Here is a 24,911-nt window from a genome sequence, read left to right as displayed (position 1 = left end):
ACATGTTGCCGACGCCCGAGCAGGTCCGCCAATACATCGCCGACGGACTGCCCTGTGAACATATCGATGTGCAGGGCGACGGGTCCCATTTCGACGCCGTCATCGTCAGCAGCGCCTTCGAGGGCAAGCGCCCCATCGCCCGGCACCAGCTGGTCTACGCCGCGCTGGGCGACCGCATGAAGGCCGAGATCCACGCCCTGTCCATGCGCACCCTGACGCCGGACGAATACAAGGCGGGTCGGTAATGGACAAGCTGCGCATCACCGGCGGCTTGCCGCTGCATGGCGAAGTCGTCGTCTCCGGCGCGAAGAACGCCGCGCTGCCCATCCTGTGCGCGGGCCTGCTGACGGCCGATACGCTGGCGCTGCGGAACGTTCCCGACCTGAACGATATCTCCACCATGCTGCGCCTGCTGGGCCGCGTCGGCGCGCGCGCCGAACGCCAGCCCGACGGCCAGGTCGACATCCGGGCCGACCAGGTCGACAACCTGGAAGCGCCCTATGAACTGGTCAAGACCATGCGCGCCTCCATCCTGGTGCTGGGACCGCTGCTGGCGCGATTCGGCGAGGCGCGCGTCAGCCTCCCGGGCGGCTGCTCCATCGGCCAGCGTCCGGTGGACCAGCACATCAAGGGACTGGCGGCGCTGGGCGCCGACATCAAGCTCGAGCACGGCTTCGTCATCGCGCGGGCCAGGCGGCTGAAGGGCGCGTCCATCCGCACCGACATGGTCACGGTGACCGGCACGGAAAACCTGTTGATGGCCGCCACGCTGGCCGAGGGCCGCACCGTGCTGGAAAACGCCGCCCGCGAACCGGAAGTCGTCGACCTGGCCGAACTGCTCATCAAGATGGGCGCGCGCATCCAGGGCCATGGCACCGACCGCATCGTCATCGACGGCGTGGAGCGCCTGCACGGGGCCTCGCACCGCGTCATTCCGGACCGCATCGAGGCCGGCACCTTCCTGTGCGCGGTCGCCGCGGCGGGCGGCGATATCACGCTGCGCGCCACGCAGGCGGCCCACATGGGCGCCACCCTGGACAAACTGGCCGAAGCCGGCCTGGCGCTGGAAACCGGGGATGACTGGATCCGCGCGCGCATGGCCGGACGGCCCCGCGCGGTCGGCGTGCGCACGCACGAATATCCGGGCTTTCCCACCGATATGCAGGCGCAGTTCATGGCGCTGGACGCCGTGGCCGAAGGCACCGGCGTCATCGTCGAGAACATCTTCGAAAACCGCTACATGCACGTGCAGGAACTCATACGCATGGGCGCCGACATCGATATCGACGGCCACACCGCCGTGGTCCGCGGCGTGCCGCGCCTGTCCGGCGCCGCCGTCATGGCCACCGACCTGCGGGCCTCGGCCAGCCTGGTCATCGGCGGGCTGGTCGCGGACGGCGAAACCCTGGTCGACCGCATCTACCACCTGGACCGCGGCTACCAGCAGATGGAGCGCAAGCTGCGCGCGCTGGGGGCGCGCATCGAACGCGTATCCGAACGCGCCCCGGCATAAGGACGCCGCCATGAATCAAGCAGATACCCGATCGCCCGCCGACCCCGCGCCGCTCACGCTGGCGCTGTCCAAGGGCCGCATCTTCGAGGAAACCCTGCCCCTGCTGGCGGAAGCCGGCATCGAGGTCGCGGAAAATCCCGAACACTCGCGCAAGCTGATCATCCCCACCAGCGATCCGGGCCTGCGCCTGATCATCGTGCGGGCTTCCGACGTCCCCACCTATGTGCAGTACGGCGCGGCCGACCTGGGCATCGCCGGCAAGGACGTGCTGCTGGAACATGCCGCCGCGCATCCTGGCGGGCTGTACCAGCCCATCGACCTGAACATCGCCAAGTGCCGGCTGTGCGTCGCCGTGCCGGCCGGTTTCGACTACCAGACCGCCGTGCGCCAGGGCGCGCGCCTGCGCGTGGCCACCAAATACGTGCAGGCGGCCCGCGAGCATTTCGCCGCCAAGGGCGTGTACGTGGACCTGATCAAGCTGTACGGCTCCATGGAGCTGGCCCCGCTGGTCGGCCTGGCCGACGCCATCGTGGACCTGGTCTCCTCCGGCGGCACGCTGCGCGCCAACAACCTGGTGGCCGTGGAAGACATCATGCCGATCTCCTCGCGGCTGATCGTCAACCAGGCAGCGCTGAAGACGCGCGGCGCGCGCCTGCAGCCGCTGCTGGACGCCTTCGACCGGGCCAGCGCCGCCCGTGTGGCATGATAGGCGCTTGAAATCCGCACACAGCCGCGCGCCCGTTCCGCCGGGATGCGCGGCCATTACGCCCCGAAGGGGTACGCCATGACCACCATCAATCGCCTCGACTCCCGCGATCCCGGCTTCGCTTCCGCCCTGTCTTCCCTGCTGGCCTTCGAGGCCGCGCAGGATGAATCCATCGACCGCGCCGCGGCCGATATCCTGGCGGACGTGCGACATCGGGGCGATGCCGCGCTGCTGGAATACACCCGCCGCTTCGACCGCGTGCAGGCCGATACCGTGCAAGCGCTGGAAATCCCGCGCGACAGCTGGGACGCCGCGCTGGCGTCCTTGCCGGCCGCGCAGCGCCAGGGGCTGGAGGCCGCCGCGCGCCGCGTGCGCGCCTACCACGAAAAACAGCGCGGACAGACCTGGACGTATACCGAGCCCGACGGCACGATGCTGGGCCAGAAAATCACGCCGCTGGATCGCGTGGGCCTGTATGTGCCGGGCGGCAAGGCCGCCTACCCGTCATCGGTGCTGATGAACGCGATACCCGCCAAGGTGGCGGACGTGCCGGAGCTCATCATGGTCACGCCCACCCCGGACGGCGTGCGCAATCCCATGGTGCTGGCCGCGGCGGCCATCGCGGGCGTGGATCGCGCCTTCGCCGTCGGCGGGGCGCAGGCCGTCGGCGCGCTGGCCTACGGCACGGCGACCATCCCGGCCGTGGACAAAATCGTCGGCCCGGGCAACGCCTATGTCGCCGCCGCCAAGCGTCGCGTCTTCGGCACGGTGGGCATCGACATGATCGCCGGTCCCAGCGAGATCCTTATCATCTGCGACGGCCGCACGCCCGCCGACTGGATCGCCATGGACCTGTTTTCCCAGGCGGAACACGACGAACTGGCGCAGGCCATCCTGCTGTGCCCGGATGCCGCCTACGTGGACGAAGTCGCGGCCTCCATCGACCGCCAGCTGCCGGGCATGCCGCGCGCCGATATCCTGCGCGAAAGCCTGGGCAAGCGCGGCGCGCTCATCCTGGTGCGCGACCTGGAAGAAGCCTGCGACATCGCCAACGACATCGCCCCCGAACACCTGGAAATCTCCACGGAGTCGCCCGAACGCTGGGTGGAGCGCATCCGCCACGCGGGCGCCATCTTCATGGGGCCCTATGCGTCCGAATCGCTGGGCGACTACTGCGCCGGCCCCAACCACGTGCTGCCCACCTCGCGCACCGCGCGCTTCTCGTCGCCGCTGGGGGTCTACGATTTCCAGAAGCGCTCCAGCCTGATCCAGGTTTCGCGACAGGGCGCCCAGGCGCTGGGCCGCATCGCCGCCGATCTGGCCTATGGCGAAGGGCTGCAGGCCCACGCCGCCAGCGCCGAATACCGGCTCGACAAGGCATGAATGCCGCCGAGCCCGCCGGCGGGCGGGCGGACCCGCGCCCCGATGCCGCGCGCCCCATGGATGCCGCGGCCGCCGCGTCCGTGGCCCGGCGCGTCGCCGCCACCGTCCGGCCCGATATCCGGGCGCTGTCCGCCTACGCCGTGGGCCATGCGGACGACGGCATCAAGCTGGATGCGATGGAAAATCCCTACGGCCTGCCGGACCAGGTGCGCGAAGCCATCGCGGCGGCGGCTCGCGCCACGCCGCTGAATCGCTATCCGGCTGCCCGCCACGACGCCCTGGAGACCGCGGTGCGGGCCGCTTTCGGCGTGCCGGATGCCGCGGCGCTACTGTTCGGCAACGGTTCGGACGAACTGATCAGCCTGGTCATCCAGGCCTGCTGCGCCCCGGGCGACGTCGTGCTTTCGCCGGTGCCGTCCTTCGTCATGTTCGACCTGTCGGCGCGCTTCCACCATGCCCGCTTCATCGGCGTTCCGCTGACGCCCGACTTCGGGTTCGACCTGCCGGCCATGCTGGCCGCGATCCGCACGCATCGTCCCAAGGTCGTCTTCCTGGCGGTGCCCAACAACCCCACGGGCGGGCGCTGGCCCGACGAGGCCATCGAAGCCGTCCTGGCCGCCGCGCCCGGGCTGGTCGTGATCGACGAGGCCTACCAGCCCTTCGCCGACGGCACCTGGATGCCGCGCGCGGCCACGCTGGAAAACGCCGTGGTCCTGCGCACGCTCTCCAAGATCGGCCTGGCCGGCCTGCGCTTCGGCTACCTGGCGGGCGCGCCTGCCTGGATCGCCGAGATCGACAAACTGCGGCCGCCCTACAATGTGGACGTGCTGACCGAAGCCGTCATGCTGGCCGTGCTGCGGCACAAGGACGTATTGGATGAGCAGGCCCGCCGCCTGCGGGCCTCGCGGGACGATCTGGCCCGCGACCTGGCGGCCTTGCCCGGCGTGACCGTGTATCCTTCGTCCGCCAACTTCCTTCTTGCCCGCTTTTCCGGCAAGATGGGCGGCAACGCCGTGCATCAGGCCCTGAAAACGCGCAAAATACGGGTGCGCAATTTCCCCGGCGGCGAAGCGGCACTGGCCGATTGCCTGCGCATATCGCTGGGCACCCCCGATGAACATGCCGCGTTGATCGCGGCCCTGCGCGACATCCTTGCCTGACGCCGTCCCTTTCGAAAGCATCCATACCAACCGCGCCGGACCTTACCGCCCTACCGGAAACCGCCGACGCAACAGACCACCACCATGCGTACCGCAGACATTACCCGCAACACGAACGAAACCCGCATCCGCGTGGCGGTCAACCTGGATGGCACCGGGCGCCAGACCATCGACACCGGCGTTCCGTTTCTGGACCATATGCTGGACCAGATCGCCCGCCACGGCCTGATCGACCTGGACATCAAGGCCGAGGGCGATCTGCATATCGATGCGCACCACACCGTGGAAGACGTCGGCATCACGCTGGGACAGGCCATTGCCGCGGCGATCGGCGACAAGAAAGGCATCATGCGCTACGGCCACGCCTATGTCCCGCTGGACGAAGCGCTCTCGCGCGTCGTGGTCGACTTCTCCGGCCGTCCGGGCCTGGAATTCAATGTGCCCTTCACGCGCGCGCGCATCGGCGACTTCGACGTCGACCTGACACGCGAATTCTTCCAGGGCCTGGTCAACCATGCGCTGATCACCCTGCACATCGACAATCTGTGCGGCAGGAACGCCCACCACCAGTGCGAAACCGTGTTCAAGGCCTGTGGCCGCGCGCTGCGCATGGCGATGGAGCGCGATCCGCGCAACCAGGGCGTGGTGCCCTCCACCAAGGGCGTGCTGTGACCGGCCTGCACGCCTCCCGCGCGGCTGGCCGCGGCGCGGCCGAATACGGTCAGGGGCGGCCCGGCCTGACGCGGCGCGATCCAGGGCGGCCTCGCCGGCTCGCCGTCCGATAGCCCGGCGCGGCCCATCCTTCTTACGAACACGCAGGCAGAAATCTCGTGACTTCCATCGCTATCGTCGACTACGGCATGGGCAACTTCCACTCCGTGGCACGTGCCCTGGCCGCCGCCGCCCCGGACGCCGATATCCGCATTTCCAACACCGTGGCGGATATCGACGCCGCGGACCGGGTCGTGTTTCCGGGACAGGGCGCCATGGCCGATTGCATGCGCACGCTCAACGAATCCGGCCTGCGCGAAGCCGTCGTACGCGCGGCGCGCAGTAAACCGCTGCTGGGCGTATGCGTGGGCGAACAAATGCTGTTCGACACCAGCGAAGAAGGCCCGACCATCTGCCTGGGCATTTTCCCCGGCGTCGTGCACCGGTTCAGCGGCCCGCAGTACGCCTCGCCCATCGGCGCCTACGAAGACCCGGCCACCGCGGCACCGCCCGGCGAGCGCCTGAAGGTCCCGCACATGGGCTGGAACAAAGTGCGGCAAACGCGCTCTCATCCTATCTGGGCCGGCATTCCGGACGGCACCCATTTCTACTTCGTGCATAGTTATTACGCCGTGCCGGCGGACCCCGCCCTGACCGTTGGGGAAACCGATTACGGCGGTTCCTTTACCTGCGCGGTGGCGGCGGCTAACATTTTCGCGGTGCAGTTCCACCCAGAGAAAAGCGCCGAGCATGGCCTGCGCCTGTACAGGAACTTTGTAGACTGGCGCCCCTGATATCCGCCGACGCGACGGCTCCATCGCGCCGGCCCCCCATCCGTTTCCAGTAAACCGACTTTCCAACGCGCCTTATTCACTATGCTTCTGATCCCCGCCATCGACCTCAAAGACGGGCGTTGCGTCCGCCTGCGCCAGGGTGACCTGGACGATGCAACGGTGTTCTCCGAAGACCCAGTCGCCATGGCCACGCACTGGCTCGAACAAGGCGCGCGGCGTCTGCACCTGGTCGACCTGAACGGCGCCGTCGCCGGCAAGCCGCGCAACGAGGCCAGCATCCGCGCCATCGTGGACGCCGTCGGCGACGAAATCCCGGTCCAGATCGGCGGCGGTATCCGCGACCTGGACACCATCGAGCGCTATCTCGACAACGGCATCTCCTACGTGATCATCGGCACCGCCGCGGTCAAGAACCCGGGCTTTCTTCACGACGCCTGCGGCGCCTTCCCGGGCAGCATCATCGTCGGCCTGGACGCCCGCGACGGCAAGGTCGCCACCGACGGATGGAGCAAGCTCACCCGCCACGACGTGCTCGACCTTGCCAGCAAGTTCGAGGACTACGGCTGCGAGGCCATCATCTACACGGACATCGGCCGCGACGGCATGCTGTCCGGCGTCAACGTCGACGCGACGGTGCGCCTGGCCAAGCATGTGCGCATCCCGATCTTCGCTTCCGGCGGCATCGCGGGCATCCAGGACATCGAGGCCCTGTGCGCGGTGGAAGAAGAAGGCGTCGAAGGCGCCATCCTGGGCCGCAGCATCTACGAAGGCGCCTTGAATTTCCAGGCCGCCCAGACCCGCGCGGACGAATTGGCCAAGTCATGAACAGTATTGCCTCGCCCGGCGCCAGCGCCGGGCCCAACGCCCTGACGCGGCGCATCATTCCCTGCCTGGACGTCACCGCCGGCCGTGTGGTCAAGGGCGTGAACTTCGTCAACCTGATCGACGCGGGCGACCCCGTCGAGATCGCGCGCCGCTACAACGAACAGGGCGCCGACGAGCTCACCTTCCTGGACATCACGGCCACCAGCGACGGCCGCGACCTGATCCTGCCCATCATCGAACAAGTCGCCTCGCAGGTCTTCATCCCCCTGACGGTCGGCGGCGGCGTACGGCAGGTGTCGGACATCCAGCGCCTGCTGAACGCCGGCGCGGACAAGATCAGCATCAACAGCGCGGCGGTCGCCAACCCTGAACTGGTACGGGCGGCTGCGGACTACCATGGTTCCCAATGCATCGTGGTGGCCATCGACGCACGCCGCGCCACGGCCGCCGATGGCGGCGAACACTGGGAAGTCTTCACCCACGGTGGCCGCAAGCCCACGGGCCTGGACGCCGTCGAATGGGCCCGCCGCATGGCGGAATACGGCGCCGGCGAGATCCTCCTGACCAGCATGGACAAGGACGGCACCAAGTCCGGCTTCGACCTGGCGCTGACGCGCGCGGTGTCCGACGCCGTGCCGGTGCCCGTCATCGCCTCCGGTGGGGTGGGCAGCCTGCAGCACCTGGCCGACGGCGTCACCATCGGCCGCGCCAGCGCGGTGCTGGCCGCCAGCATCTTCCACTACGGCGAACACACCGTGGAGGAATGCAAGCACTACATGGCCGAACGGGGCATTGAAGTAAGATTGTAGGCCCACCCCCCGAAGCGCTGCGCGCTTCCCCCCTCAAGGGGGGCGACGCCGACGGACCGGCGGAGCCGGATCCGTGGCGTCCCCGATCGGGCCGCACCTGTTTCTTTTGGGTATTGTGGACGGGATGGGACGTGGTTCAGTGGCGAACCGGCGGAGCCGGATCCGTGGCGTCCCCGATCGGGCCGCACCTGTTTCTTTTGGGTATTGTGGACGGGATGGGACGTGGTTCAGTGGCGAACCGGCAGAGCCGGATCCGTGGCGTCGGTTGTGGGGCTGGAGTGTTTTTGTGCGGCTTGGGTGACGCGAAGGGCGATGGATGACTGAGATGGACAACGATGCCGCCTGGCTGGGCGAGGTGGTTTTCGACGCGCAGGGCCTGATCCCCGCTATCGCGCAGGATGCGCACACGGGCCAGATTCTCATGGTGGCGTGGATGAACCGCGAGGCGTTGGCCGAAACCGCCGCCACCGGCCGCGCGGTGTACTGGTCGCGCTCGCGCCAGCGCCTGTGGCGCAAGGGCGAGGAATCCGGCCACGCCCAGCAGGTCAAGGAATTGCGCCTGGACTGCGACGGCGATGTGGTGCTGCTCAAGGTGGACCAGCAGGGCGGCATCGCCTGCCACACCGGACGCGCCAGCTGCTTCTTCCGGCGCCTGGACGGGCAGGGCGGCGAACGCCGCTGGGAAACCACCGACCCGGTCCTGAAGGATCCGGAACTGATCTACAAATGAGCGACATCGATCCCCGCAGCGCCGCCGTCCTGGGACGCGTGGCCGACACCCTGGCCACGCGCCGCCCCGATCGCGGCGGCGACCCGGGCACCTCCTACGCCGCCAAACTGCTGGCCAAGGGCCCCGACGCCTTCCTGAAAAAGATCGGCGAGGAAGCAACCGAACTGGTCATGGCCGCCAAGGACGGCGTGCCCGACCGCATCGTCAGCGAAACGGCCGACCTCTGGTTTCATTGCCTTGTCGCGCTGACTCATTACAATCTGCGGCCGGAGGATGTCCTGGCGGAACTCGCGCGACGCGAAGGCCTGTCGGGACTGGCCGAAAAGGCGGCCCGGCCCGCCGACTGACGGCGACGCAAGGCCCACGGAGCGAGATACATGAGCGATAACTGCATCTTCTGCAAAATCAGCCGCGGCGAGATCCCGTCGAAAAAGGTCTACGAGGACGAGGAATTCCTGGCCTTCCACGACATCAATCCCGCCGCGCCGGTCCACCTGCTGCTCATCCCGCGCCGGCATATCGACTCCATGCAGGACGTGACCGCGGGCGACGCCGGCTGGTTGGGTAGAATGATGGCGTTGGCCCCTCGTTTGGCGGCGGAAAACGGCTGCAACCCGGGGCCCCAAGGCGGGTTCCGCGTTCTGGTCAATTCCGGCGCGGAAGGCGGGCAGGAAGTCCCGCACCTGCATTTCCACATTATTGGCGGTTCGCGTCCCTGGAAAGGCCGCGTAGCCCCGAACGCATGAACACGGAGAACCGTCATGGGCAGTTTTAGCATTTGGCATTGGCTGATCGTTCTGGTCATCGTCGCTCTGATCTTCGGCACCAAGAAGCTGCGCAACTTCGGCAGCGACCTGGGTGGCGCCGTGAAGGGCTTCAAGGAAGGCATGCGGGACGCCAATGGCGACCCGGTCGAGCCCTCGCAGCAGCAACGTGTTTCCGGCGAAACCATCGACGTCCAGGCGAAGGAAAAAACGCATTCCTGAACCCGGCCCGCGGCGTAACGGCGGTTATCGGCCCGCGCGGCCGCACCGCCCGGCGCCCGACGCGCACCTTTCCCCGCGCGGGCACTGCCCCGGACATCCCGTCCGGGACATCCCGTCCGGGACGACCTATCCGGGACGAAAGGGGCATCCTCTCTTTTTCATGGCCGTCGTATGTTTGATGTCAGTTTCTCAGAACTGATGGTGATCGGCGTCATCGCCTTGATCGTCATCGGACCGGAACGCCTTCCCAAGGTCGCTCGCACGGTAGGACATCTGCTGGGCCGCGCGCAGCGCTACGTCAACGACGTGAAAAGCGACATCCGGCGCGAAATCGAGCTGGACGAACTGCGCAAGTTCAAGACCGACATGGAAACCGCCGCGCAGTCCGTGCAGACCTCGCTGCGCGACGCGGAGTCCTCGCTGCGCGAGCCCGCCCAGGCCCTGCGCCAGGAGCTGGACGAAGCCGCCAAGGCTGCAACCAGCGCGGTTTCCATGCAGGCTGCGGCGACCCCCGCGCTGTCCGAACCGCCCACGGACGGCCAGCCCCTCCAGGCTGGCCCGGTGGCAGACGGCACACCGCCGGCAGCGCCCGCCGCGGCATCTCCTACGGCAGCAGCACCTGCGGCGGCGCCGCCGCTTGCGCCGGCCACCGCGCCCGCTACCCATCCCGGATCCGATGCCTCAACGGCCGCCGCGCCATCGGCGGCGCCCGCATCGCCGCCCGCGACATCCCAAGCGCCCGCGGCCGGCGCCGTGGACGGCGCGACGCCCAAACCCCAGACAACGCCCACCGGTAGCACAACGTGAGCCAGGAAACGCCACAAGAAGAAGAGCTCCAGGAAGACAGCTTCATGTCCCACCTGGTGGAGCTGCGCACGCGCCTGCTGCGGGCCGTCGCGGTAATCGGTGTCATTTTCGTCGTGCTGTTCTTTTTCCCCGGCGCGGCCAAGATCTACGATCTGCTCGCCCGGCCCATGCTGGCCGCGCTGCCCGAAGGCACCCGCATGATCGCCACCGGCGTCATCACGCCATTCATGGTGCCCGTCAAGGTCACGCTGATGGCCGCCTTCGTCCTGTCACTGCCCGTGGTGCTGTGGCAGGCCTGGGCCTTCGTCGCCCCGGGCCTGTACCGCCACGAAAAACGCCTGGCGCTGCCGCTGATCATTTCCAGCACCTTCCTGTTCCTGGCCGGCATGGCCTTCTGCTATTTCGTCGTCTTCCGCACCGTCTTCCATTTCATCGCCACCTTCGCGCCGCAGTCCATCACCCCGGCGCCCGACATCGAAGCCTATCTGAGCTTCGTCATGACGATGTTCCTGGCCTTCGGGATCACTTTCGAAGTCCCCGTCGCCGTGGTCCTGCTGGTAAAGGCCGGCATCGTGGATGTCAAGAAATTGAGCAGCGCGCGCGGCTATGTCGTGGTGGGGGCTTTCATCATTGCGGCGGTCGTCACGCCGCCCGATGTGGTCAGCCAATTCATGCTGGCCGTGCCCTTGTGCCTGCTGTTCGAGCTAGGCCTGATCTGCGCCCGCTTCGTCAGCAAGAGCAGCGTCGCGGACCCGGAAAGCGAGAACGCCCTGGCAGAGCGCCCTGGCAGCGAGACCGCGCCCCGGCAGTAGGTCTGGCGTGCGCCCTGTGGGCTTGCGATCCCATGCCTGGGGCCGCCCAGGCTTCGCCATAAACGAGACTGTTTTACCTTGAGCCATCAGAACTGCAATCGTACATTGCAGGGATGACCATGGCGGACCGCTTGCGAACCCTCATGCGCTGGCGGGGCATCCGTAGCCAGCGGCAACTGGCGCGTTTGTCCGGGGTGCCCCAGACTTCCATCCACCGCATCCTGACGCGCGACCTCGGCTATATGCCCGCGCTCAGCACCCTGGCACGCCTGGCCCGGGCCCTGGACACCACGACGGCCTGGCTCTGCGATGGCGACGAAAGCCTGCAGCCGGCCGCGCGTGGCGGCACGGTGCAGCAAGTCCGCGAGCCGGGCGCCGCCCATCATTACCACCCCGAATGCGGCGGCGATGCCGCCGAACTGCACATGCTGATGGCCAGGCTTTCCGAAGCCGAGCGGCGCCACATCGTGGCGCTGGTGCGCATGCTGGCCGACCGGCCTACCTGGGCCGCTGGGGACGCACGCCGATCTTCACCTTGAGATCCATCTGCCGGCCGCCGCGCAGCACGGCCAGCGTCACCTCCTGCCCCGGCGGCAGCAGCGCGATCATCGCCAGCATGGAAGACGTATTGCGCACGTCATTGCCGTCGATGCTCAACACGATATCGCCCACCCGCAGCCCGCCGCGTCCCGCGGGGCCGTCGCGCATCACGCCGGCGATGATCACCCCGCGCTGGCTACCCAGCTTGAACGCACGCGCCAGATCGGGCGTCAGGTCCTGCGGCTCCACGCCCAGCCAGCCGCGCCGCACGTAGCCCGTGCGTATGATGTCTTCCATCACCGAGCGGGCGGTATCGATGGGCACGGCGAAGCCTATCCCCAGGGACCCGCCCGACTGGGAATAGATGGCCGTATTGATGCCGACGACGCGGCCCTGCTGGTCGATCAGCGCCCCACCGGAATTCCCGGGATTGATGGCGGCGTCGGTCTGGATGAAGTTTTCATAGGTATTCAGGCCCAGGCTGCTGCGGCCCAGCGCGGATACGATGCCCTGGGTGGTCGTCTGGCCGACGCCGAAGGGATTCCCTATGGCCAGCACCACATCGCCGACCTTCAGCGTGCCGTCGCTTCCGAGCGCGGCGACCGGTACGGCGCCGATGTCCTCCGGCATTTTCAGCACGGCCAGGTCGGTCTCGGGATCCGCGCCCACGACCTGGGCCCGCGTCTCGCGGCCATCCGCCAGCGCCACTTCGATGGCGTCGGCCGCCTCGACCACGTGATAGTTGGTCAGTACGTAGCGATCCTGCACGATCACGCCGGACCCCAGGCTGGTGGATTCATGGCGCCGGCTGACGCCCGGCACCTGTCCCAGCAATTCGCGGATGATGGGATCGTCCGGCAGCGGGATCAGGGGCACGTCGACGTGCTTGGCGGTGTAGACGTTCACCACGGCGGGAGCCGCCCGCGCCACCGCCGGCGCGAAGGTCAGGTCGGCCACGGATGCCGGGGCCGGCGCCACCGCGGTCCCCGGGGACGCCGGCCGGGAGGTCGGCGGCGTGCCCGGACCCGACAGGCGCAGCCAGTCGGGTCGCAGGGTGCTGACCACGAATAGAATGGCAAGACTGACCGTGACGGCCTGGGCGAATATCAGCCAGAGTCGACGCATGATCCTTATCAGGTAAAGCAATGAAGAGTATCGATACCCGCGAACTGGCCGACTGGCTGGACCAGACCCTGCAACCGGGCCGGTTCCGCGACTACAGTCCCAATGGGCTGCAAGTGGAAGGCAAGGCGTCGATCGCCCATATTATCGCCGGGGTGACGGCCTCCGAGGCCTTGTTGCGCGCGGCCATCGAGCGCGGCGCGGATACCGTGCTGGTGCATCACGGCTGGTTCTGGAAGAACGAGGACCCGCGCGTACGCGGCCCGCGCCGCCAGCGCCTGGCGCTGGCCCTGGGCCATGACCTGAACCTGTTCGCCTACCACCTGCCGCTGGACGCCCATCCACGACTGGGCAACAACGCGCAGCTGGCCCGGGTCCTGGGACTTTCGCCGGAGCTGGACGCCGCCGGCCTGCCCCGCACCTGCGGGCCGGACAACCTCGTCTGGGTAGGCAGCGCGCCCGGCATCGGGAACTTCGGCCAGTTGGCGGCGCGCGCCGCGGAGCGGCTGGGACGCGCGCCGCAAGCCATCGGCGATCCACAGCGTCCGGTCCGCCGGGTCGCGTGGTGCACGGGCGGCGCCCAGGGCATGCTGGCGGACGCCGTGGACGCCGGCGCCGACGCCTACATCACCGGGGAGATCTCCGAGCCGACCGTGCATTTGTCGCGCGAGACCGGCGTCGCCTTCCTGGCCGCCGGCCACCACGCCACGGAACGCTACGGCGTGCAGGCCCTGGGACAGGCGATCGCCGACCAGTTCGGCATCCGCGTGGACTTCGTCGACATCGACAACCCCGTCTGAGCCGCGCGCCGGGCGGCGGCCGGCCTTCAGGCGACGGGGCCGCGCTGCTGCTTCAGCAGGTCGCGGATTTCCTGCAACAGCTGCACGTCGGCGGGCGGGGCGGCCGGCGTGCCGGGCTCGTCGTGCTTGGTTTCCATCGTGGCACGCGCCCGCGCCACGGCCTTCACCATCCAGAAGATGATGAAAGCCAGCAGGATGAAGTTGATCACGATGGTGACGAAATTGCCCCAGGCGAATACGTTGGCGCCCGCCTTGGTCAAGTCCGCGTAGGTCATGGGCCCGTTGTAATTGGCCGGCATCGAAAGGACGATGAATTTATTGGAAAAGTCCACCGCCCCGCCCAGGATGAAATTGATGACCGGCATGACGACGTCTTTCACCAGGGAATCGACGATTCTTCCGAAGGCCGCCCCGATGATGACACCGACGGCCAGATCCACGGCATTGCCCTTGACGGCGAAAGCACGGAATTCTTTCAGAAAACTCATACAGGCTCCTCTGCGATGTGCCCGTTATTGGGCTAAGGCTATAATACGCGGTTGCGAAGACGTTACGTCTCATCAAGTAGTAGTAAAGACGACAAGCGGTCAAGGCGTCCAGGCATGGGCGGTACGGAAACGACAAGCCGTACGGCCCACCGGGCGCCGCCGTATTCAGGCGCGGCGGCCTGCTTTTTGCGGCCGATGCGTCGGTTTGTTTACCGTTTCCGGCTCGCCGGGGCGGCAAGAAAGGCCAGGTACAGGGCCAACTGCTATTCCACATCCCCTGGAGGGGAACGCTACACGGCCCAGGCATGATCCGCAGTAGCCGCATAACAAGGATGGAAGATGAGTCAGACTACGATGTATCCCGATGATGAAGGCGCAGCACCTGTCAACCTGCCTCCTGATCCATCGCGGCGCTTCTGGGTAACGACGGCCTGTGCCCTCGGTGGCGTGGCCGGTGTAGCAACCGCCGTACCGTTTGTCGGCACATTCGCCCCTTCCGCCAAGGCCCGCGCCGCCGGCGCGCCCGTGGAAGTGGACATCAGCCAGCTGCAGCCCGGCCAGATGATGACCGTGGAATGGCGCGGCAAGCCCGTCTGGATCCTGCGCCGCACCCAGGAACAGCTGGCGGAACTCAAAAAAGACACCTCCCTGCTTGCGGACCCGGATTCGAAGCGCCCCGGCTACACCCCGTCATTCGCGGAAAACCCCTATCGGTCCCGCAAGGAAGACCTGTTCGTCTGCGTCGGCATCTGCACCCACCTGGGGTGCTCGCCGAATCGCCAGAATGACGTCGCGCCCGGCGTCGATGGCTTTCTCTGCCCCTGCCACGGCTCGGTCTTCGACCTGGCCGGCCGCGTGTTCAAGAACGTTCCCGCGCCGGACAACCTGGAAGTGCCGCCTTACCAATACCAGTCGGACACCCGCATCATCGTCGGTGTCGACGAAAACAACAAGGCCTGACAGGGCGCCGCTATACGCGCGCATTAGACAGATACGCCACGACTAGCAAAGGAGCTGCTTCATGGATGGCGACAAGACCGTCGAATCGACAGGTTTCATGGGATGGCTGGATCGGCGCTTTCCGGCTACCTCGACATGGAAAGCCCATGTCTCGGAATACTACGCGCCCAAGAATTTCAACTTCTGGTACTTCTTCGGATCGCTGGCCCTGCTGGTGCTGGTCCTGCAGATCGTCACCGGCATATTCCTGGTCATGCACTACAAGCCCGACGCGGAGCGCGCCTTCCAGTCGGTCGAATACATCATGCGCGAAGTGCCGGGCGGATGGCTGATCCGCTACATGCACTCCACCGGCGCGTCGATGTTCTTCGTGGTGGTCTACCTGCACATGCTGCGCGGGCTGCTGTACGGCTCGTACCGCAAGCCGCGCGAACTGGTGTGGATCTTCGGCGTTGCCATCTTCCTCTGTCTGATGGGCGAAGCCTTCTTCGGCTACCTGCTGCCCTGGGGCCAGATGTCCTACTGGGGCGCGCAGGTCATCGTGAACCTGTTCTCCGCCATTCCCTTCATCGGGCCGGACCTGGCCATCTGGATCCGCGGCGACTACGTCGTGTCCGACGCCACGCTGAACCGCTTCTTCGCCTTCCATGTGATCGCCATCCCGCTGGTCCTAATCGGCCTGGTGGCGGCGCACCTGGTGGCGCTGCATGAAGTCGGGTCCAACAACCCGGACGGCGTGGAGATCAAGCAAGGTCCGAAGGACCGCTACGGCCGTCCGCTGGATGGCGTGCCTTTCCACCCGTACTACACGGTGCACGACATCGTCGGCGTTGCCGGTTTCCTGATCGTTTTCGCGGCCATCGTCTTCTTCGGCCCGGAAATGGGCGGGTTCTTCCTGGAATACAACAACTTCATCCCGGCCGACTCCCTGAAGACCCCGCCGCATATCGCGCCGGTCTGGTACTTCACGCCCTTCTATTCCATGCTGCGCGCCACCACGGACGACTTCACCTGGGTGCTGTCCGGCGCCTCGGTGCTGGGTGCCCTGGCGCTGCTGCTCAAGGGCAAGGGGCGCGGTATCGCCCGCATCGTGCTGCCGGTCCTGCTGATTGTCGTGGCGGTGCTGCTGCGCGTGCTGGATGCCAAGTTCTGGGGCGTCGTCACCATGGGCGGTACGGTGGTGATCCTGTTCTTCCTGCCCTGGCTGGACCAGTCCCCCGTCAAATCCATCCGTTACCGGCCTGACTGGCACAAGGTGGTCTATGGCATCTTCATGGTCAACTTCCTGGTGCTGGGGTATATCGGCACGCAGCCGCCCAATCCGGCGCTGAACCTGACGTCACAGATCGGCACGCTGTACTACCTGGCGTTCTTCTTCCTGATGCCCGTCTGGAGCCGCCTGGGCACCTTCAAGCCCGTGCCCGAACGTGTCGTCTATCACGCCCACTGAGCCCTGCACACATAACGGAATGACCATGATCAAGAAGCTGATGGGTGCCGTGGCGTTGATGCTCACGTGCGCCACCGCCTTGGCCGCCGAAGGTGGATACCCCCTGGAAACCGCGCCGAACCGGGTCGCCGACGTGGCGTCGTTGCAGAATGGCGCCAAGCTGTTCGTCAACTATTGCCTGAACTGCCACGCCGCCGGGTCCATGCGCTACAACAAGCTGACGGAAATCGGCCTGACCGATGAGCAGATCAAGAAGAACCTGCTGTTCACGGGCCAGAAGGTCGGCGACCTGATGACGGTGGCGATGACGCCCAAGGACGCCAAGAAATGGTTCGGCGTGGCCCCGCCCGACCTGTCCGTGATCGCCCGCGCCAAGTCCCAGACTGCAGGCGCGCCCGGAATCGACTACATTTACACCTACCTGCGTTCGTTCTACCGCGACACCAGCCGGCCCACGGGCTGGAACAACCTGGTATTTCCCAATGTCGGCATGCCCCATGTCCTTTGGGAACGCCAGGGGCCGCGCGAGCTGACCACCGTCGCCATGCACCGCGCCGAAGGCAAGGGCGAAGAAGGCGGGTGGGAACGCGTAACCACCGTGTACGACCCCCAGGGCTACGCGACGGTCAAGAAAGATGCGGTCGCCAGCTATCACGGCAGCGAAAGCGTCACGGCCACCTTCAAGGCTGCGAATGCGGCGCAATCCGCCCAATTCGACAATGACGTCGCCGACCTGACCGCCTTCCTGGGGTGGATGTCGGAGCCGGTGGCCCAGTTCCGCAAGGAGCTCGGCGTCTGGGTGCTGCTCTTCCTGGGCCTGTTCCTGGTCGTCGCCCTGCGGCTGAACGCTTCCTACTGGAAACACGTGAGGTAATCGGCCCAACCAAACAGGGGCCGGGGTCGTGCATGCCCCCGGCATAACGCCCCCCCTGGCAATTGGGGCCAGCGCCTGCTAGATTGGCGGCGCTGGCCTTTCGCTTTTCATACAAGGACTTACCGCCATGATGGTGCTTTATTCCGGAACCACGTGCCCGTTTTCGCAACGCTGCCGCTTTGTATTGTTCGAAAAGGGCATGGATTTTGAAATCCGGGACATCGACCTGTACAACAAGCCGGAAGACATTTCGGTCATGAATCCGTACGGCCAAGTGCCCATACTCGTCGAACGCGACCTGGTGTTGTACGAGTCGAACATCATCAACGAATACATCGACGAACGCTTCCCGCATCCGCAGCTGATGCCGGCCGACCCCGTCATGCGCGCGCGCACGCGCCTGTTCCTGTACAACTTCGAAAAGGAACTGTTCGTGCACGTGTCGGTGCTGGAAGACCGCAACGCCAAGCCCGACGAAAAGCGCCTGGACCGCGCGCGGCAGAACATCCGCGACCGCCTGGCCCAACTGGCGCCCATGCTGTTGAAGAACAAGTACATGCTGGGCGACGAGTTCTCCATGCTGGACGTCGCGGTGGCCCCGCTGCTGTGGCGCCTGGACCATTACGGCATCGAACTGCCGAAAAACGCCGCGCCGCTGCAGAAGTATGCGGAACGCATCTTCTCGCGTCCGGCCTATATCGAAGCGCTCACGCCTTCCGAAAAGGTGATGCGTCGCTAGGATGGCATCCATGGGTGAATCATCGACCAAACCGTACCTGATCCGCGCGCTGCACGAGTGGTGCACGGATAACGGCTACACCCCTTACGTGGTGGTGCAGGTGAACGACCGCACCATGGTGCCGCCCGCGCATGTGCGCGACGGACAGATCACGCTCAATATCGGCAACCTGGCGACGAACAAGCTCCTCCTGGGCAACGAGTACATCGAATTCCAGGCCCGCTTCAACGGCGTGATCGAGATGGTGTCCGTTCCCGTGGGGGCGGTCAGTGCCATCTACGCCCGCGAAACGGGCGCCGGCATGGGGTTCGAGGTACAGGACGAAGACGACGACACGGCCTCGCGTCCCGCGCGCGAAGGCGCCGCGGCGGCGGGCGATGGCGTCTCCGCCCAGGGCGCGCAGGGTGACAAGGCCGACGGCGGCAAGGATGACGACCCGCCGCCACGCCCGCGCCTGACCATCGTGAAATAAGGCCGCCCGGCCGCGGCGAACAGCCATGCCGCCGCGTATACAATGCACGTCTTTCGCGGTTTCGCCGCGCCGCCCGGCGCCTTGGCATACCGCCTGGCCGGCTTAGCTCAGTTGGTAGAGCAGCGCACTTGTAATGCGAAGGTCGGGGGTTCGATTCCTCTAGCCGGCACCACTCCCCATCGACCAGACGCATCCGCGCCGTTACGGGCTTTGCCGTTCCGTCGGCCCGCGCTCGTCGCGCGTCGGATGGTGGTGGGAACCCGGCGTACCAGGCGGGATGCCGGTCCGCGCTTCGACGATATCCAGCAGTTCGTCCAGGAAAGCCTGGTGCACGCCGCCGCATTGCTGCCGGGACAGTACCGTGTGCAGACGTCCCAGCGTCCGGTAAGGCAAGCGCCCCACCGTGGTGTCCAGCCACTGCTGGCGCTGGACTGCGCCCGCCGCGGCCTCTCGCGCGGAGACGGTGTCCAGGATTCCGTTGATGGTTTCGCACAGGCCATCGTGGTCGACGTCCAGCGCGGCCAGGCAGCGCAATGCATCGCCATAGAGCGCGATGCCGATGACCATGCGCGATTCCAGCGCCAGCAGAATGCCATCCGCACGACGGAAATCGCCCAAGCTCAACGCGCCATGCAGCAGTTCTTCGCGGGGAAAAGACAGGATCTTGTCCTTGACCTGGTGGCGTGCGCAGGCCGTGCGATCGGCGGCCTCGCGCAGCACCTGCGCGCTGTCGGTGCTGATGCCGGCCTGCATGCCCACGCGCTTGTCCAGGCGCCGGACCTGCCTTTGCAGTTCGGCAAAGTGCCTGGCTAGCGGCTCATCGGCCAGTATGGCGTTCAGGAATACATAAGTGGAGCCGATCACCTTGTCGCGCGAATAGGTCATGCGCAGCGCCTTGCGGTGTTCTCCCGGCGCGGTCCAATAGCGGATCCGGTGCTTCATGGAAGACAGCAGGCGATGCGGCCAGGACGACGCCCGCGCGCCGGGCCTGGGATCGTGCCGGGGCGCCGCGCCCTCCGTCGCGCCTTGCATGGCGGGCGCATCGGGCGCCCACGCGGGTGCGCAGCCGCCGCCAGCAACCAGGGGCACGAAGCGCAGGGGTACCGGCTCTTTACAGGTCACGCCGGTGTCGCTGGCCGACCTTGCCATGGAAAGGCTTTCCACCGTGCCGCCCGCGTGGCGTACGGCGCTGCGGGCGATGCGCTGGCCGCGCAAGCGCCAGCGGAAACCGAACAGATTCCAGCTGTCGCGGCGGGCCAGCGTGGCGCGCGCACGGGGCTGCGCCGCGCCGCCACAGCCGTCAGGCGGCACGGCCGACTGGGTCGTGAAGGTGTGCCCGCGCTGGGTGATGCCGACGTTGGCGTCCGGCGCCGGCGCCGGCTGAGCCACGTACTGGGAGGAATGTGCGTCCGGTTTGCCGGCGATGTTCACGTCTGTCTCCTGATCTTGATGGGCGCAGCGTCACGACGCGATGGCAAACCCGTATGGCGCCGCGGCGAACCGGGCGACCCGGGACGCGGGGGCAGACTGCGCCACGCACGCAAGTCCCTTCGGTCTCGGGCACCCGGGGCCGGTTCCGGCGCTAAAGGAGAAACGGACGAACTAACCGAACATAGCCGACGTGGTCGGCGCAGGCCGCGCGGCCGGCGAAAGCCGTGGCGTATCGACGGCTGGCCAGAGCGCTATCAGCGCGCCGATACGCGTACGGAGGAGACCTGCGGCGCGACATGGGGCCGGCCGCGCACCGGCTCGATGCCGTGCACATGTTCGTGGCGGAAGCGGAACCGCAGCTTGAGCGTACGGCCGTTTTCCGCGGGGCGAGTCACCAGATCGGTAGTGTAGGTCGTGGCGCCATTGAGGGGCGCGTTGTAGATGACGCGGGCCTTGATGACGGGACCGTCGGCGGGGCGCAGATGCACGATGTCGCCGACATGGATGGGCGTGCCGTCCAGCGCGTGATCGGCGCGGGGCACGAGGACAGGTTGATGCGTATTCGTCATTGTCATTATTTTCCAAAGCTAATAAGGCACGCCGCCAAGGACGGAGCAGGAGCTTGCGGCCCTGTACGGACATGCTGGCACACAGCGGGGACCCGGCCATGGCACGCGATAACGACATCGTGGCCGAATGTGATGACCGAATCATTGCTGCATTTGGTTCAGGCGTCCTCCGTCATAAGGACGAGGGCGCCAGGGCCGTGGCCGATAGCAAGAAGCGGACCGCGCGAAAGCGGAAAGGCCACGGTTCGTGTACGCCATGGCCAAGGCCGAAGCGGTGCACGCGGTAGGAGAGTGTCAAGCCCGCCCTGGACTACGTCTTGGACTATTTCTGTCCAAAGGCGGGAACGTATCGGGCCGGCCCGGCGAAAACGCCGTTTGAAGGCAGAACCCGTGGATGGAACGCGTAAACATCGTGGCCCGACTCGCCGACCTGCCCTTGCAGCGCCCAGGCTGGGCCGAGGGCAGATGTGGGATGCGGGGCCGAAAATTCAGGGCGCGCGGGATAACAAGGAGACGGGATACAGCAGAATTTCGGTTCCGTTCTTGGGTTCCCGCTGTTCGGGTTCCGTTGTTGGATGCCCACTCACCATACCCGGCCCGCCATTTATTTGTAACGGATAGGTCTACGCGAACAACAAATGATTATGCGCCATCTTCCGCCAAAAAGCAATATCTTCGGCAACTCATCCTGGAGACGCCGTCCCGGTCGATAGCGGCGGGGAGCCGCCGGCTACAATGACGGGTCCGCACGCGCTGCCTCGTGGCAACGCGGCGCCTTGCCAAGGACATCAGGTGGACATGCATCCCGCTTACGAAGCCGCGTACAGCCCGTCCGGATTCTGGCGCAAGCTCGCGCGCCACGCGAAGGGCGCCGGCCGCCAGGCCGTGGAAAAAGCCTTGTGGCTGTTCTATGCGCTGCAAGCGCCCGACACGCCGAAATGGGCCAGGCGCGTGATCTACGGGGCCCTCGGCTATTTCGTCCTTCCCCTGGACGCCATTCCCGACCTGGCCCCGCTGGCCGGCTATACGGACGACCTGACCGTCATGGCCGCGGCGCTCGCCACCGTGGCGGTGTACATCACCGATGACGTCAAGCGACAGGCCCGGGACAAGCTGCAAGCGTGGTTCGGCCTCGAGGACCCGGCGACCGGTGCGATCCAGGAGTGACGTCGCGGCATCGGCCCGCGTGACCTTCCACGATCTGTGGCTGGCCGAAACCGTCCGCCTTCGTGAAGAACATTGGGGCCCCCTGGAAGACCAGGATGCCGTGCGCCAGGCGCGCCGCGCCGATGGCCCCGTCGAAGACCGCATCCTGCTGCGCGCGCGCCTGATCGCGCGCCGTGAAGGCCTGGACGAACGGCTCGCACAATGGCGCCAGGGGGCCGGCATCGCGGCAGCCGTGCTGGTGATCCTGGCGCTGCTGGCCGGCGCCGGCACGGCGTGGAGCGCGCTGGGCGATGGCACGCGCGTGGTCAACATTGCCTGGGCCGCCGTGGCCTTGCTGGGCCTGCATGCGCTCACTTTCCTTTTCTGGCTGGCCAGCTTTGCCGTGCGGGCCGGCGGTCGCCCCACGGGGGGCGGCCTGGGCGGCGCCTGGCTGTGGCTGGCGCGCAAGCTTGCCCGCGGACCGGACGCTGCCCTGCCGCCGCAAGCCCTGATGACGCTGTTGGCGCGCGCGGGCGCCGCCCGCTGGCTGTTCGGCGCCATCAGCCACCTGCTATGGCTGGCGGCCTTGGGCGCGGCCGTGGCGACCGCGCTGGCCGTGCTGTCGACCGCCCGCTATCGCTTCGCCTGGGCCACCACGCTGTTGCCGCCCGATGCCTTCGTCGGTTTGACGCACGTGCTGGGATGGCTGCCCGCGCTGCTGGGTTTCGCCGCGCCGGACGCGGACATCGTGCGCCTGAGCGACGGTACGCACACGCTGCCGCCCGCGGCGCAGGCGCAATGGGCCTGGTGGCTGATCGGGCTGCTGATCGTCTATGGCGTCCTGCCCAGGCTATTGGCCTGGGTGCTCAGCGTCGCCCGGCTGCGGGCGGCGCGGCGGCGGCTGCGCGTGGACATGGCGCTGCCGGGCTTCGCCGCCTTGCGTACGCGGCTGCAGCCGCCCGCCGAAACACTGGACCAGGAAGGCGCCTCGCCCGTGCTTCATGCGCCGCGCATCGCGGCCGCCCCCATGCCCGCGACCGGCGGGCAGTCCGTGCTGGCCGGCGTGGAACTCGCGGACGACATGCCGTGGCCGCCCCCCGGCCTGCCCGCGCACATCCGCGTTGCCGGCAACCTGGATAGCCGGGAACAGCGGCATGCCTTGCAGGATGCCTTGTCGCAGGCGCCGGCACGGCGGCTCCTGCTGGCCTGCGACGCGCGGCAAACGCCGGATCGCGGCACGCTGGCGCTGATCGCGGAACTGGCCGGCAAGGCGGACGAAACGCGCGTCTGGCTGATGACCGGCCAGGATACGGCTGGCGTGGATACGTGCGGCGTGCATACGTGCGGCGTGCATACGTCCGGTGGCGACATGCCGCGAGCGGATGCGCCCCCCGCGGCGGCGTCCGATGTGGTGCAGGTCCGCGCCGATATGCCCGGCGCCGATATGCCCGGCGCGGGTATGCCCCCCGCGAAGGCCCCCGGTGTGGACGCGCCCCGTGGCGATGCATCCGCTGGCGCCCTGGCCAACCGTGCGGCCGCCTGGCGCGGCCGCTTGCTGGAAGCGGGCATGTCGCCCGCGGCCATCATGCGGGCCGCGGACCAGCCGCTGCGCTGGCTGGGGGAAGATCATGGCTGAGATGCTGCAAATCGCCGTGGTCGGCCACACCAACACCGGCAAGACCTCTTTGCTGCGCACGCTGACACGCGACCCGGCATTCGGCGAGGTGGCCGACAGCCCCGGCACCACACGCCAGGTCCAGGGCGCGCGCCTGCGACTGGAAGGGCAGGCCGTGCTGGCCTGGTTCGATACGCCCGGCATGGAAGACAGCATCGCGCTGCTGGAGTACATCGAATACTTGTGCGGCGATCGCCGCCTGGACGGCCCGGACCGCATCCGCCTGTTCCTGGAATCGCCGGAGGCACGCCGCCGCTTCGAACAGGAAGCCCGCGTGCTGGAGAAGATGCTGGAATGCGACGCGGCCCTGTACGTCATCGATGCGCGCGATCCGGTGCTGGGCAAGCATCGCGACGAATTGGCGCTGCTCGCGGCCTGCGGCAAGCCGCTGCTTCCCGTCCTGAATTTCGTCCATGCGCCTTCGCACCGCGCGATGCAATGGCGTGACGCGATGGCACGGCTGGGACTGCATGCCCTGCTGGAATTCGATACCGTGGCGCCGCCGCTGGATGGCGAGAAGCAACTGTATGAGCGCCTGGCCATACTGCTGGACCGCCATGCCGGCCTGCTGACGCGCCTGTCCGATGCCTTGTCGCGCGAACGCCGCGAACGGCACGAGGCCGCGCTGCGGCTCATCGCGGAACTGCTGGTGGATGTCGCCGCCTTGCGTCTTTCATCCGCGCCCGACGATGAGGCCTTGCGCGGGGCCACGCAGCAGTTGCGCGATCGCGCGCGGCGCCGCGAGCAGGCCTGCGTCGATGCGCTGCTCGCGCTCTATCACTTCCGCCAGGACGACTATGCCGGCGCGCCCTTGCCGCTGGAAGGCGAACGTTGGGGCATGGATCTTTTCCATCCCCGCGCCCTCAAGGACGCGGGCGTGGAAGTGGGCATCGGCATGGCGACCGGCGCGATGGCGGGCGCCGCGGTGGACCTGGTGCTGGCCGGCCTGAGCCTGGGTACGGCGGCCCTGATCGGCGCGGCGGCGGGCGGGATGTGGCAAGGCATCGAGCGCTTCGGCAAGCGCCTGGGCGGCAAGCTGAGCGGCCGGCGTGAACTGAGCGTGGACGATCCCGTGCTGCGCCTGCTGGCCGTGCGCCAGCGCGCCTTGTTGCGGGCGCTGGAGGGACGCGGCCATGCCGCGCGCGAACCCGTGCGACTGGAGGGCGCGGACAAGGATCCGTGGCGCGACGCGCCCCTGCCCGACGAATTGAAAGAAGCGCGCAGCCGTCCGGAATGGTGCGGCATCGCCGACGGTTACCAGGACAGTGCACGGCGCACGGCCGCGGTGCACTCGCTCGCCCAACGCCTTGCGTGAAGCGGCCCCATGGCGCAAGCCATCCCATCATGCAAGCGCGTGAATACCCCAAGGTAAAACGCAACGGGTTACGGTAGGATCGCCCCTGCTGTAT

The 24,911-nt window shown here is 67.3% G+C and carries 29 protein-coding genes and 1 tRNA gene; 26 read left to right on the top strand and 4 right to left on the bottom strand.

Annotated elements, in window-relative coordinates; all coding sequences use genetic code 11:
- The first annotated feature begins 2 nt into the window (after positions 1–2).
- The 16 genes from BAU06_RS00870 to BAU06_RS00795 all read left to right on the top strand — a co-directional run bounded on the left by BAU06_RS00870 (position 3) and on the right by BAU06_RS00795 (position 11,775).
- Complete coding sequence (locus BAU06_RS00870; protein WP_066343036.1) at positions 3–245, top strand: BolA family protein; 243 nt, start codon at positions 3–5, stop codon at positions 243–245.
- Positions 245–1,513: a UDP-N-acetylglucosamine 1-carboxyvinyltransferase gene (murA, locus tag BAU06_RS00865; protein ID WP_066343035.1), complete on the top strand. Its 1,269-nt coding sequence runs from the start codon at positions 245–247 to the stop codon at positions 1,511–1,513. Before BAU06_RS00870 ends, murA begins: the two co-directional genes overlap by 1 nt.
- A 10-nt stretch (positions 1,514–1,523) precedes the next feature.
- On the top strand, positions 1,524–2,219 hold the full coding sequence (gene hisG, locus BAU06_RS00860; protein WP_066343034.1) for an ATP phosphoribosyltransferase: 696 nt from the start codon (positions 1,524–1,526) through the stop codon (positions 2,217–2,219).
- Positions 2,220–2,297: 78 nt separating this feature from the next.
- Complete coding sequence (gene hisD, locus BAU06_RS00855; protein ID WP_066357620.1) at positions 2,298–3,602, top strand: histidinol dehydrogenase; 1,305 nt, start codon at positions 2,298–2,300, stop codon at positions 3,600–3,602.
- 56 nt (positions 3,603–3,658) lie between these two features.
- Positions 3,659–4,762, top strand: a complete 1,104-nt coding sequence (gene hisC / locus BAU06_RS00850) for a histidinol-phosphate transaminase (protein WP_066357617.1) — start codon at positions 3,659–3,661, stop codon at positions 4,760–4,762.
- Positions 4,763–4,846: 84 nt separating this feature from the next.
- The gene (hisB, locus tag BAU06_RS00845) at positions 4,847–5,434 is read left to right on the top strand and encodes an imidazoleglycerol-phosphate dehydratase HisB (protein WP_066343033.1); all 588 of its coding nucleotides are present in this window, start codon (positions 4,847–4,849) and stop codon (positions 5,432–5,434) included.
- 158 nt (positions 5,435–5,592) lie between these two features.
- Positions 5,593–6,267 carry an imidazole glycerol phosphate synthase subunit HisH gene (gene hisH, locus BAU06_RS00840; RefSeq protein ID WP_066343032.1) on the top strand — a complete coding sequence of 225 codons (675 nt, stop codon included), beginning with the start codon at positions 5,593–5,595 and terminating at the stop codon, positions 6,265–6,267.
- Positions 6,268–6,348: 81 nt separating this feature from the next.
- Complete coding sequence (hisA, locus tag BAU06_RS00835; RefSeq protein WP_066343029.1) at positions 6,349–7,092, top strand: 1-(5-phosphoribosyl)-5-[(5-phosphoribosylamino)methylideneamino]imidazole-4-carboxamide isomerase; 744 nt, start codon at positions 6,349–6,351, stop codon at positions 7,090–7,092.
- Complete coding sequence (hisF, locus tag BAU06_RS00830; RefSeq protein ID WP_066343028.1) at positions 7,089–7,901, top strand: imidazole glycerol phosphate synthase subunit HisF; 813 nt, start codon at positions 7,089–7,091, stop codon at positions 7,899–7,901. Before hisA ends, hisF begins: the two co-directional genes overlap by 4 nt.
- A gap of 325 nt (positions 7,902–8,226) precedes the next feature.
- A complete protein-coding gene (gene hisI / locus BAU06_RS00825; RefSeq protein WP_066343024.1) occupies positions 8,227–8,631 on the top strand; it encodes a phosphoribosyl-AMP cyclohydrolase in 405 nt (134 codons plus the stop codon).
- Complete coding sequence (locus BAU06_RS00820) at positions 8,628–8,978, top strand: phosphoribosyl-ATP diphosphatase (RefSeq protein WP_066343021.1); 351 nt, start codon at positions 8,628–8,630, stop codon at positions 8,976–8,978. The genes hisI and BAU06_RS00820 overlap by 4 nt, the downstream gene beginning before the upstream one ends.
- A 30-nt stretch (positions 8,979–9,008) precedes the next feature.
- On the top strand, positions 9,009–9,377 hold the full coding sequence (locus BAU06_RS00815; RefSeq protein WP_066343017.1) for a histidine triad nucleotide-binding protein: 369 nt from the start codon (positions 9,009–9,011) through the stop codon (positions 9,375–9,377).
- A gap of 15 nt (positions 9,378–9,392) precedes the next feature.
- Positions 9,393–9,617: a Sec-independent protein translocase subunit TatA gene (gene tatA / locus BAU06_RS00810; protein WP_066343014.1), complete on the top strand. Its 225-nt coding sequence runs from the start codon at positions 9,393–9,395 to the stop codon at positions 9,615–9,617.
- A 171-nt stretch (positions 9,618–9,788) separates the two neighbouring features.
- Positions 9,789–10,424 carry a Sec-independent protein translocase protein TatB gene (gene tatB / locus BAU06_RS27295; protein ID WP_082993465.1) on the top strand — a complete coding sequence of 212 codons (636 nt, stop codon included), beginning with the start codon at positions 9,789–9,791 and terminating at the stop codon, positions 10,422–10,424.
- On the top strand, positions 10,421–11,236 hold the full coding sequence (tatC, locus tag BAU06_RS00800; RefSeq protein WP_066343011.1) for a twin-arginine translocase subunit TatC: 816 nt from the start codon (positions 10,421–10,423) through the stop codon (positions 11,234–11,236). Before tatB ends, tatC begins: the two co-directional genes overlap by 4 nt.
- A gap of 131 nt (positions 11,237–11,367) precedes the next feature.
- A complete protein-coding gene (locus BAU06_RS00795; RefSeq protein ID WP_335617490.1) occupies positions 11,368–11,775 on the top strand; it encodes a helix-turn-helix domain-containing protein in 408 nt (135 codons plus the stop codon).
- Here the strand turns inward: BAU06_RS00795 and BAU06_RS00790 are convergent.
- Complete coding sequence (locus BAU06_RS00790) at positions 11,735–12,901, bottom strand: S1C family serine protease (protein WP_066343005.1); 1,167 nt, start codon at positions 12,899–12,901, stop codon at positions 11,735–11,737. The two genes, BAU06_RS00795 and BAU06_RS00790, sit on opposite strands and share 41 nt — an antisense overlap.
- Before the next feature lie 20 nt (positions 12,902–12,921).
- Between BAU06_RS00790 and BAU06_RS00785 the strand changes: the two genes are divergently transcribed.
- Positions 12,922–13,698, top strand: coding sequence for a Nif3-like dinuclear metal center hexameric protein (locus tag BAU06_RS00785; protein ID WP_066343000.1), 777 nt, complete (start codon positions 12,922–12,924; stop codon positions 13,696–13,698).
- A gap of 26 nt (positions 13,699–13,724) precedes the next feature.
- Here BAU06_RS00785 and mscL read toward each other — a convergent pair whose 3' ends face one another.
- Positions 13,725–14,186, bottom strand: coding sequence for a large conductance mechanosensitive channel protein MscL (gene mscL / locus BAU06_RS00780; protein WP_066342996.1), 462 nt, complete (start codon positions 14,184–14,186; stop codon positions 13,725–13,727).
- A 339-nt stretch (positions 14,187–14,525) separates the two neighbouring features.
- Here mscL and petA point away from each other — a divergent pair, with 339 nt between their 5' ends.
- The 6 genes from petA to BAU06_RS00750 all read left to right on the top strand — a co-directional run bounded on the left by petA (position 14,526) and on the right by BAU06_RS00750 (position 18,853).
- On the top strand, positions 14,526–15,146 hold the full coding sequence (gene petA, locus BAU06_RS00775) for a ubiquinol-cytochrome c reductase iron-sulfur subunit (protein ID WP_066342988.1): 621 nt from the start codon (positions 14,526–14,528) through the stop codon (positions 15,144–15,146).
- Positions 15,147–15,207: 61 nt separating this feature from the next.
- On the top strand, positions 15,208–16,596 hold the full coding sequence (locus BAU06_RS00770; RefSeq protein WP_066342986.1) for a cytochrome b: 1,389 nt from the start codon (positions 15,208–15,210) through the stop codon (positions 16,594–16,596).
- A gap of 19 nt (positions 16,597–16,615) precedes the next feature.
- Positions 16,616–17,470, top strand: a complete 855-nt coding sequence (locus BAU06_RS00765) for a cytochrome c1 (protein WP_197509405.1) — start codon at positions 16,616–16,618, stop codon at positions 17,468–17,470.
- A 127-nt stretch (positions 17,471–17,597) separates the two neighbouring features.
- Complete coding sequence (locus BAU06_RS00760; protein ID WP_066342981.1) at positions 17,598–18,209, top strand: glutathione S-transferase N-terminal domain-containing protein; 612 nt, start codon at positions 17,598–17,600, stop codon at positions 18,207–18,209.
- Between the two features lie 10 nt (positions 18,210–18,219).
- Positions 18,220–18,681, top strand: coding sequence for a ClpXP protease specificity-enhancing factor (locus BAU06_RS00755; protein WP_066357614.1), 462 nt, complete (start codon positions 18,220–18,222; stop codon positions 18,679–18,681).
- A 96-nt stretch (positions 18,682–18,777) separates the two neighbouring features.
- Positions 18,778–18,853, top strand: a tRNA-Thr gene (locus tag BAU06_RS00750).
- A 29-nt stretch (positions 18,854–18,882) separates the two neighbouring features.
- On the opposite strand, the gene BAU06_RS00745 is transcribed toward BAU06_RS00750, so the two are convergent.
- Both BAU06_RS00745 and BAU06_RS00740 read right to left on the bottom strand, forming a co-directional pair.
- A complete protein-coding gene (locus BAU06_RS00745) occupies positions 18,883–20,112 on the bottom strand; it encodes a hypothetical protein (protein ID WP_066342976.1) in 1,230 nt (409 codons plus the stop codon).
- A 254-nt stretch (positions 20,113–20,366) separates the two neighbouring features.
- Complete coding sequence (locus tag BAU06_RS00740) at positions 20,367–20,681, bottom strand: hypothetical protein (RefSeq protein WP_156770116.1); 315 nt, start codon at positions 20,679–20,681, stop codon at positions 20,367–20,369.
- Between the two features lie 798 nt (positions 20,682–21,479).
- Here BAU06_RS00740 and BAU06_RS00735 point away from each other — a divergent pair.
- The 3 genes from BAU06_RS00735 to BAU06_RS00725 are packed head-to-tail and all read left to right on the top strand — an operon-like array spanning position 21,480 to position 24,817.
- Positions 21,480–21,848, top strand: a complete 369-nt coding sequence (locus BAU06_RS00735) for a YkvA family protein (RefSeq protein WP_066342964.1) — start codon at positions 21,480–21,482, stop codon at positions 21,846–21,848.
- Positions 21,766–23,463: a DUF2868 domain-containing protein gene (locus BAU06_RS00730; protein WP_197509403.1), complete on the top strand. Its 1,698-nt coding sequence runs from the start codon at positions 21,766–21,768 to the stop codon at positions 23,461–23,463. The genes BAU06_RS00735 and BAU06_RS00730 overlap by 83 nt, the downstream gene beginning before the upstream one ends.
- Positions 23,456–24,817, top strand: a complete 1,362-nt coding sequence (locus BAU06_RS00725; RefSeq protein ID WP_066342962.1) for a GTPase/DUF3482 domain-containing protein — start codon at positions 23,456–23,458, stop codon at positions 24,815–24,817. The genes BAU06_RS00730 and BAU06_RS00725 overlap by 8 nt, the downstream gene beginning before the upstream one ends.
- Positions 24,818–24,911 lie beyond the last annotated feature (94 nt).

Origin of the sequence: Bordetella bronchialis (assembly GCF_001676705.1) — a bacterium.
GTDB lineage: Bacteria > Pseudomonadota > Gammaproteobacteria > Burkholderiales > Burkholderiaceae_B > Bordetella_C > Bordetella_C bronchialis.
The sequence above is the reverse complement of the archived record's forward strand: the minus strand, read 5'-3'. Positions and strand labels throughout refer to the sequence as shown.

What these genes read in the sequence shown, in the direction of transcription:
- BAU06_RS00870 (WP_066343036.1), top strand. Translation starts at nt 3, where the DNA reads ATGTTGCCGACGCCCGAGCAGGTCCGCCAATACATCGCCGACGGACTG.
- murA (WP_066343035.1), top strand. Translation starts at nt 245, where the DNA reads ATGGACAAGCTGCGCATCACCGGCGGCTTGCCGCTGCATGGCGAAGTC.
- hisG (WP_066343034.1), top strand. Translation starts at nt 1,524, where the DNA reads ATGAATCAAGCAGATACCCGATCGCCCGCCGACCCCGCGCCGCTCACG.
- hisD (WP_066357620.1), top strand. Translation starts at nt 2,298, where the DNA reads ATGACCACCATCAATCGCCTCGACTCCCGCGATCCCGGCTTCGCTTCC.
- hisC (WP_066357617.1), top strand. Translation starts at nt 3,659, where the DNA reads ATGGATGCCGCGGCCGCCGCGTCCGTGGCCCGGCGCGTCGCCGCCACC.
- hisB (WP_066343033.1), top strand. Translation starts at nt 4,847, where the DNA reads ATGCGTACCGCAGACATTACCCGCAACACGAACGAAACCCGCATCCGC.
- hisA (WP_066343029.1), top strand. Translation starts at nt 6,349, where the DNA reads ATGCTTCTGATCCCCGCCATCGACCTCAAAGACGGGCGTTGCGTCCGC.
- hisF (WP_066343028.1), top strand. Translation starts at nt 7,089, where the DNA reads ATGAACAGTATTGCCTCGCCCGGCGCCAGCGCCGGGCCCAACGCCCTG.
- hisI (WP_066343024.1), top strand. Translation starts at nt 8,227, where the DNA reads ATGGACAACGATGCCGCCTGGCTGGGCGAGGTGGTTTTCGACGCGCAG.
- BAU06_RS00820 (WP_066343021.1), top strand. Translation starts at nt 8,628, where the DNA reads ATGAGCGACATCGATCCCCGCAGCGCCGCCGTCCTGGGACGCGTGGCC.
- BAU06_RS00815 (WP_066343017.1), top strand. Translation starts at nt 9,009, where the DNA reads ATGAGCGATAACTGCATCTTCTGCAAAATCAGCCGCGGCGAGATCCCG.
- tatA (WP_066343014.1), top strand. Translation starts at nt 9,393, where the DNA reads ATGGGCAGTTTTAGCATTTGGCATTGGCTGATCGTTCTGGTCATCGTC.
- tatB (WP_082993465.1), top strand. Translation starts at nt 9,789, where the DNA reads ATGTTTGATGTCAGTTTCTCAGAACTGATGGTGATCGGCGTCATCGCC.
- BAU06_RS00790 (WP_066343005.1), bottom strand. Translation starts at nt 12,901, where the DNA reads ATGCGTCGACTCTGGCTGATATTCGCCCAGGCCGTCACGGTCAGTCTT.
- BAU06_RS00785 (WP_066343000.1), top strand. Translation starts at nt 12,922, where the DNA reads ATGAAGAGTATCGATACCCGCGAACTGGCCGACTGGCTGGACCAGACC.
- mscL (WP_066342996.1), bottom strand. Translation starts at nt 14,186, where the DNA reads ATGAGTTTTCTGAAAGAATTCCGTGCTTTCGCCGTCAAGGGCAATGCC.
- petA (WP_066342988.1), top strand. Translation starts at nt 14,526, where the DNA reads ATGAGTCAGACTACGATGTATCCCGATGATGAAGGCGCAGCACCTGTC.
- BAU06_RS00770 (WP_066342986.1), top strand. Translation starts at nt 15,208, where the DNA reads ATGGATGGCGACAAGACCGTCGAATCGACAGGTTTCATGGGATGGCTG.
- BAU06_RS00765 (WP_197509405.1), top strand. Translation starts at nt 16,616, where the DNA reads ATGACCATGATCAAGAAGCTGATGGGTGCCGTGGCGTTGATGCTCACG.
- BAU06_RS00760 (WP_066342981.1), top strand. Translation starts at nt 17,598, where the DNA reads ATGATGGTGCTTTATTCCGGAACCACGTGCCCGTTTTCGCAACGCTGC.
- BAU06_RS00755 (WP_066357614.1), top strand. Translation starts at nt 18,220, where the DNA reads ATGGGTGAATCATCGACCAAACCGTACCTGATCCGCGCGCTGCACGAG.
- BAU06_RS00740 (WP_156770116.1), bottom strand. Translation starts at nt 20,681, where the DNA reads ATGACGAATACGCATCAACCTGTCCTCGTGCCCCGCGCCGATCACGCG.
- BAU06_RS00735 (WP_066342964.1), top strand. Translation starts at nt 21,480, where the DNA reads ATGCATCCCGCTTACGAAGCCGCGTACAGCCCGTCCGGATTCTGGCGC.
- BAU06_RS00730 (WP_197509403.1), top strand. Translation starts at nt 21,766, where the DNA reads ATGACGTCAAGCGACAGGCCCGGGACAAGCTGCAAGCGTGGTTCGGCC.
- BAU06_RS00725 (WP_066342962.1), top strand. Translation starts at nt 23,456, where the DNA reads ATGGCTGAGATGCTGCAAATCGCCGTGGTCGGCCACACCAACACCGGC.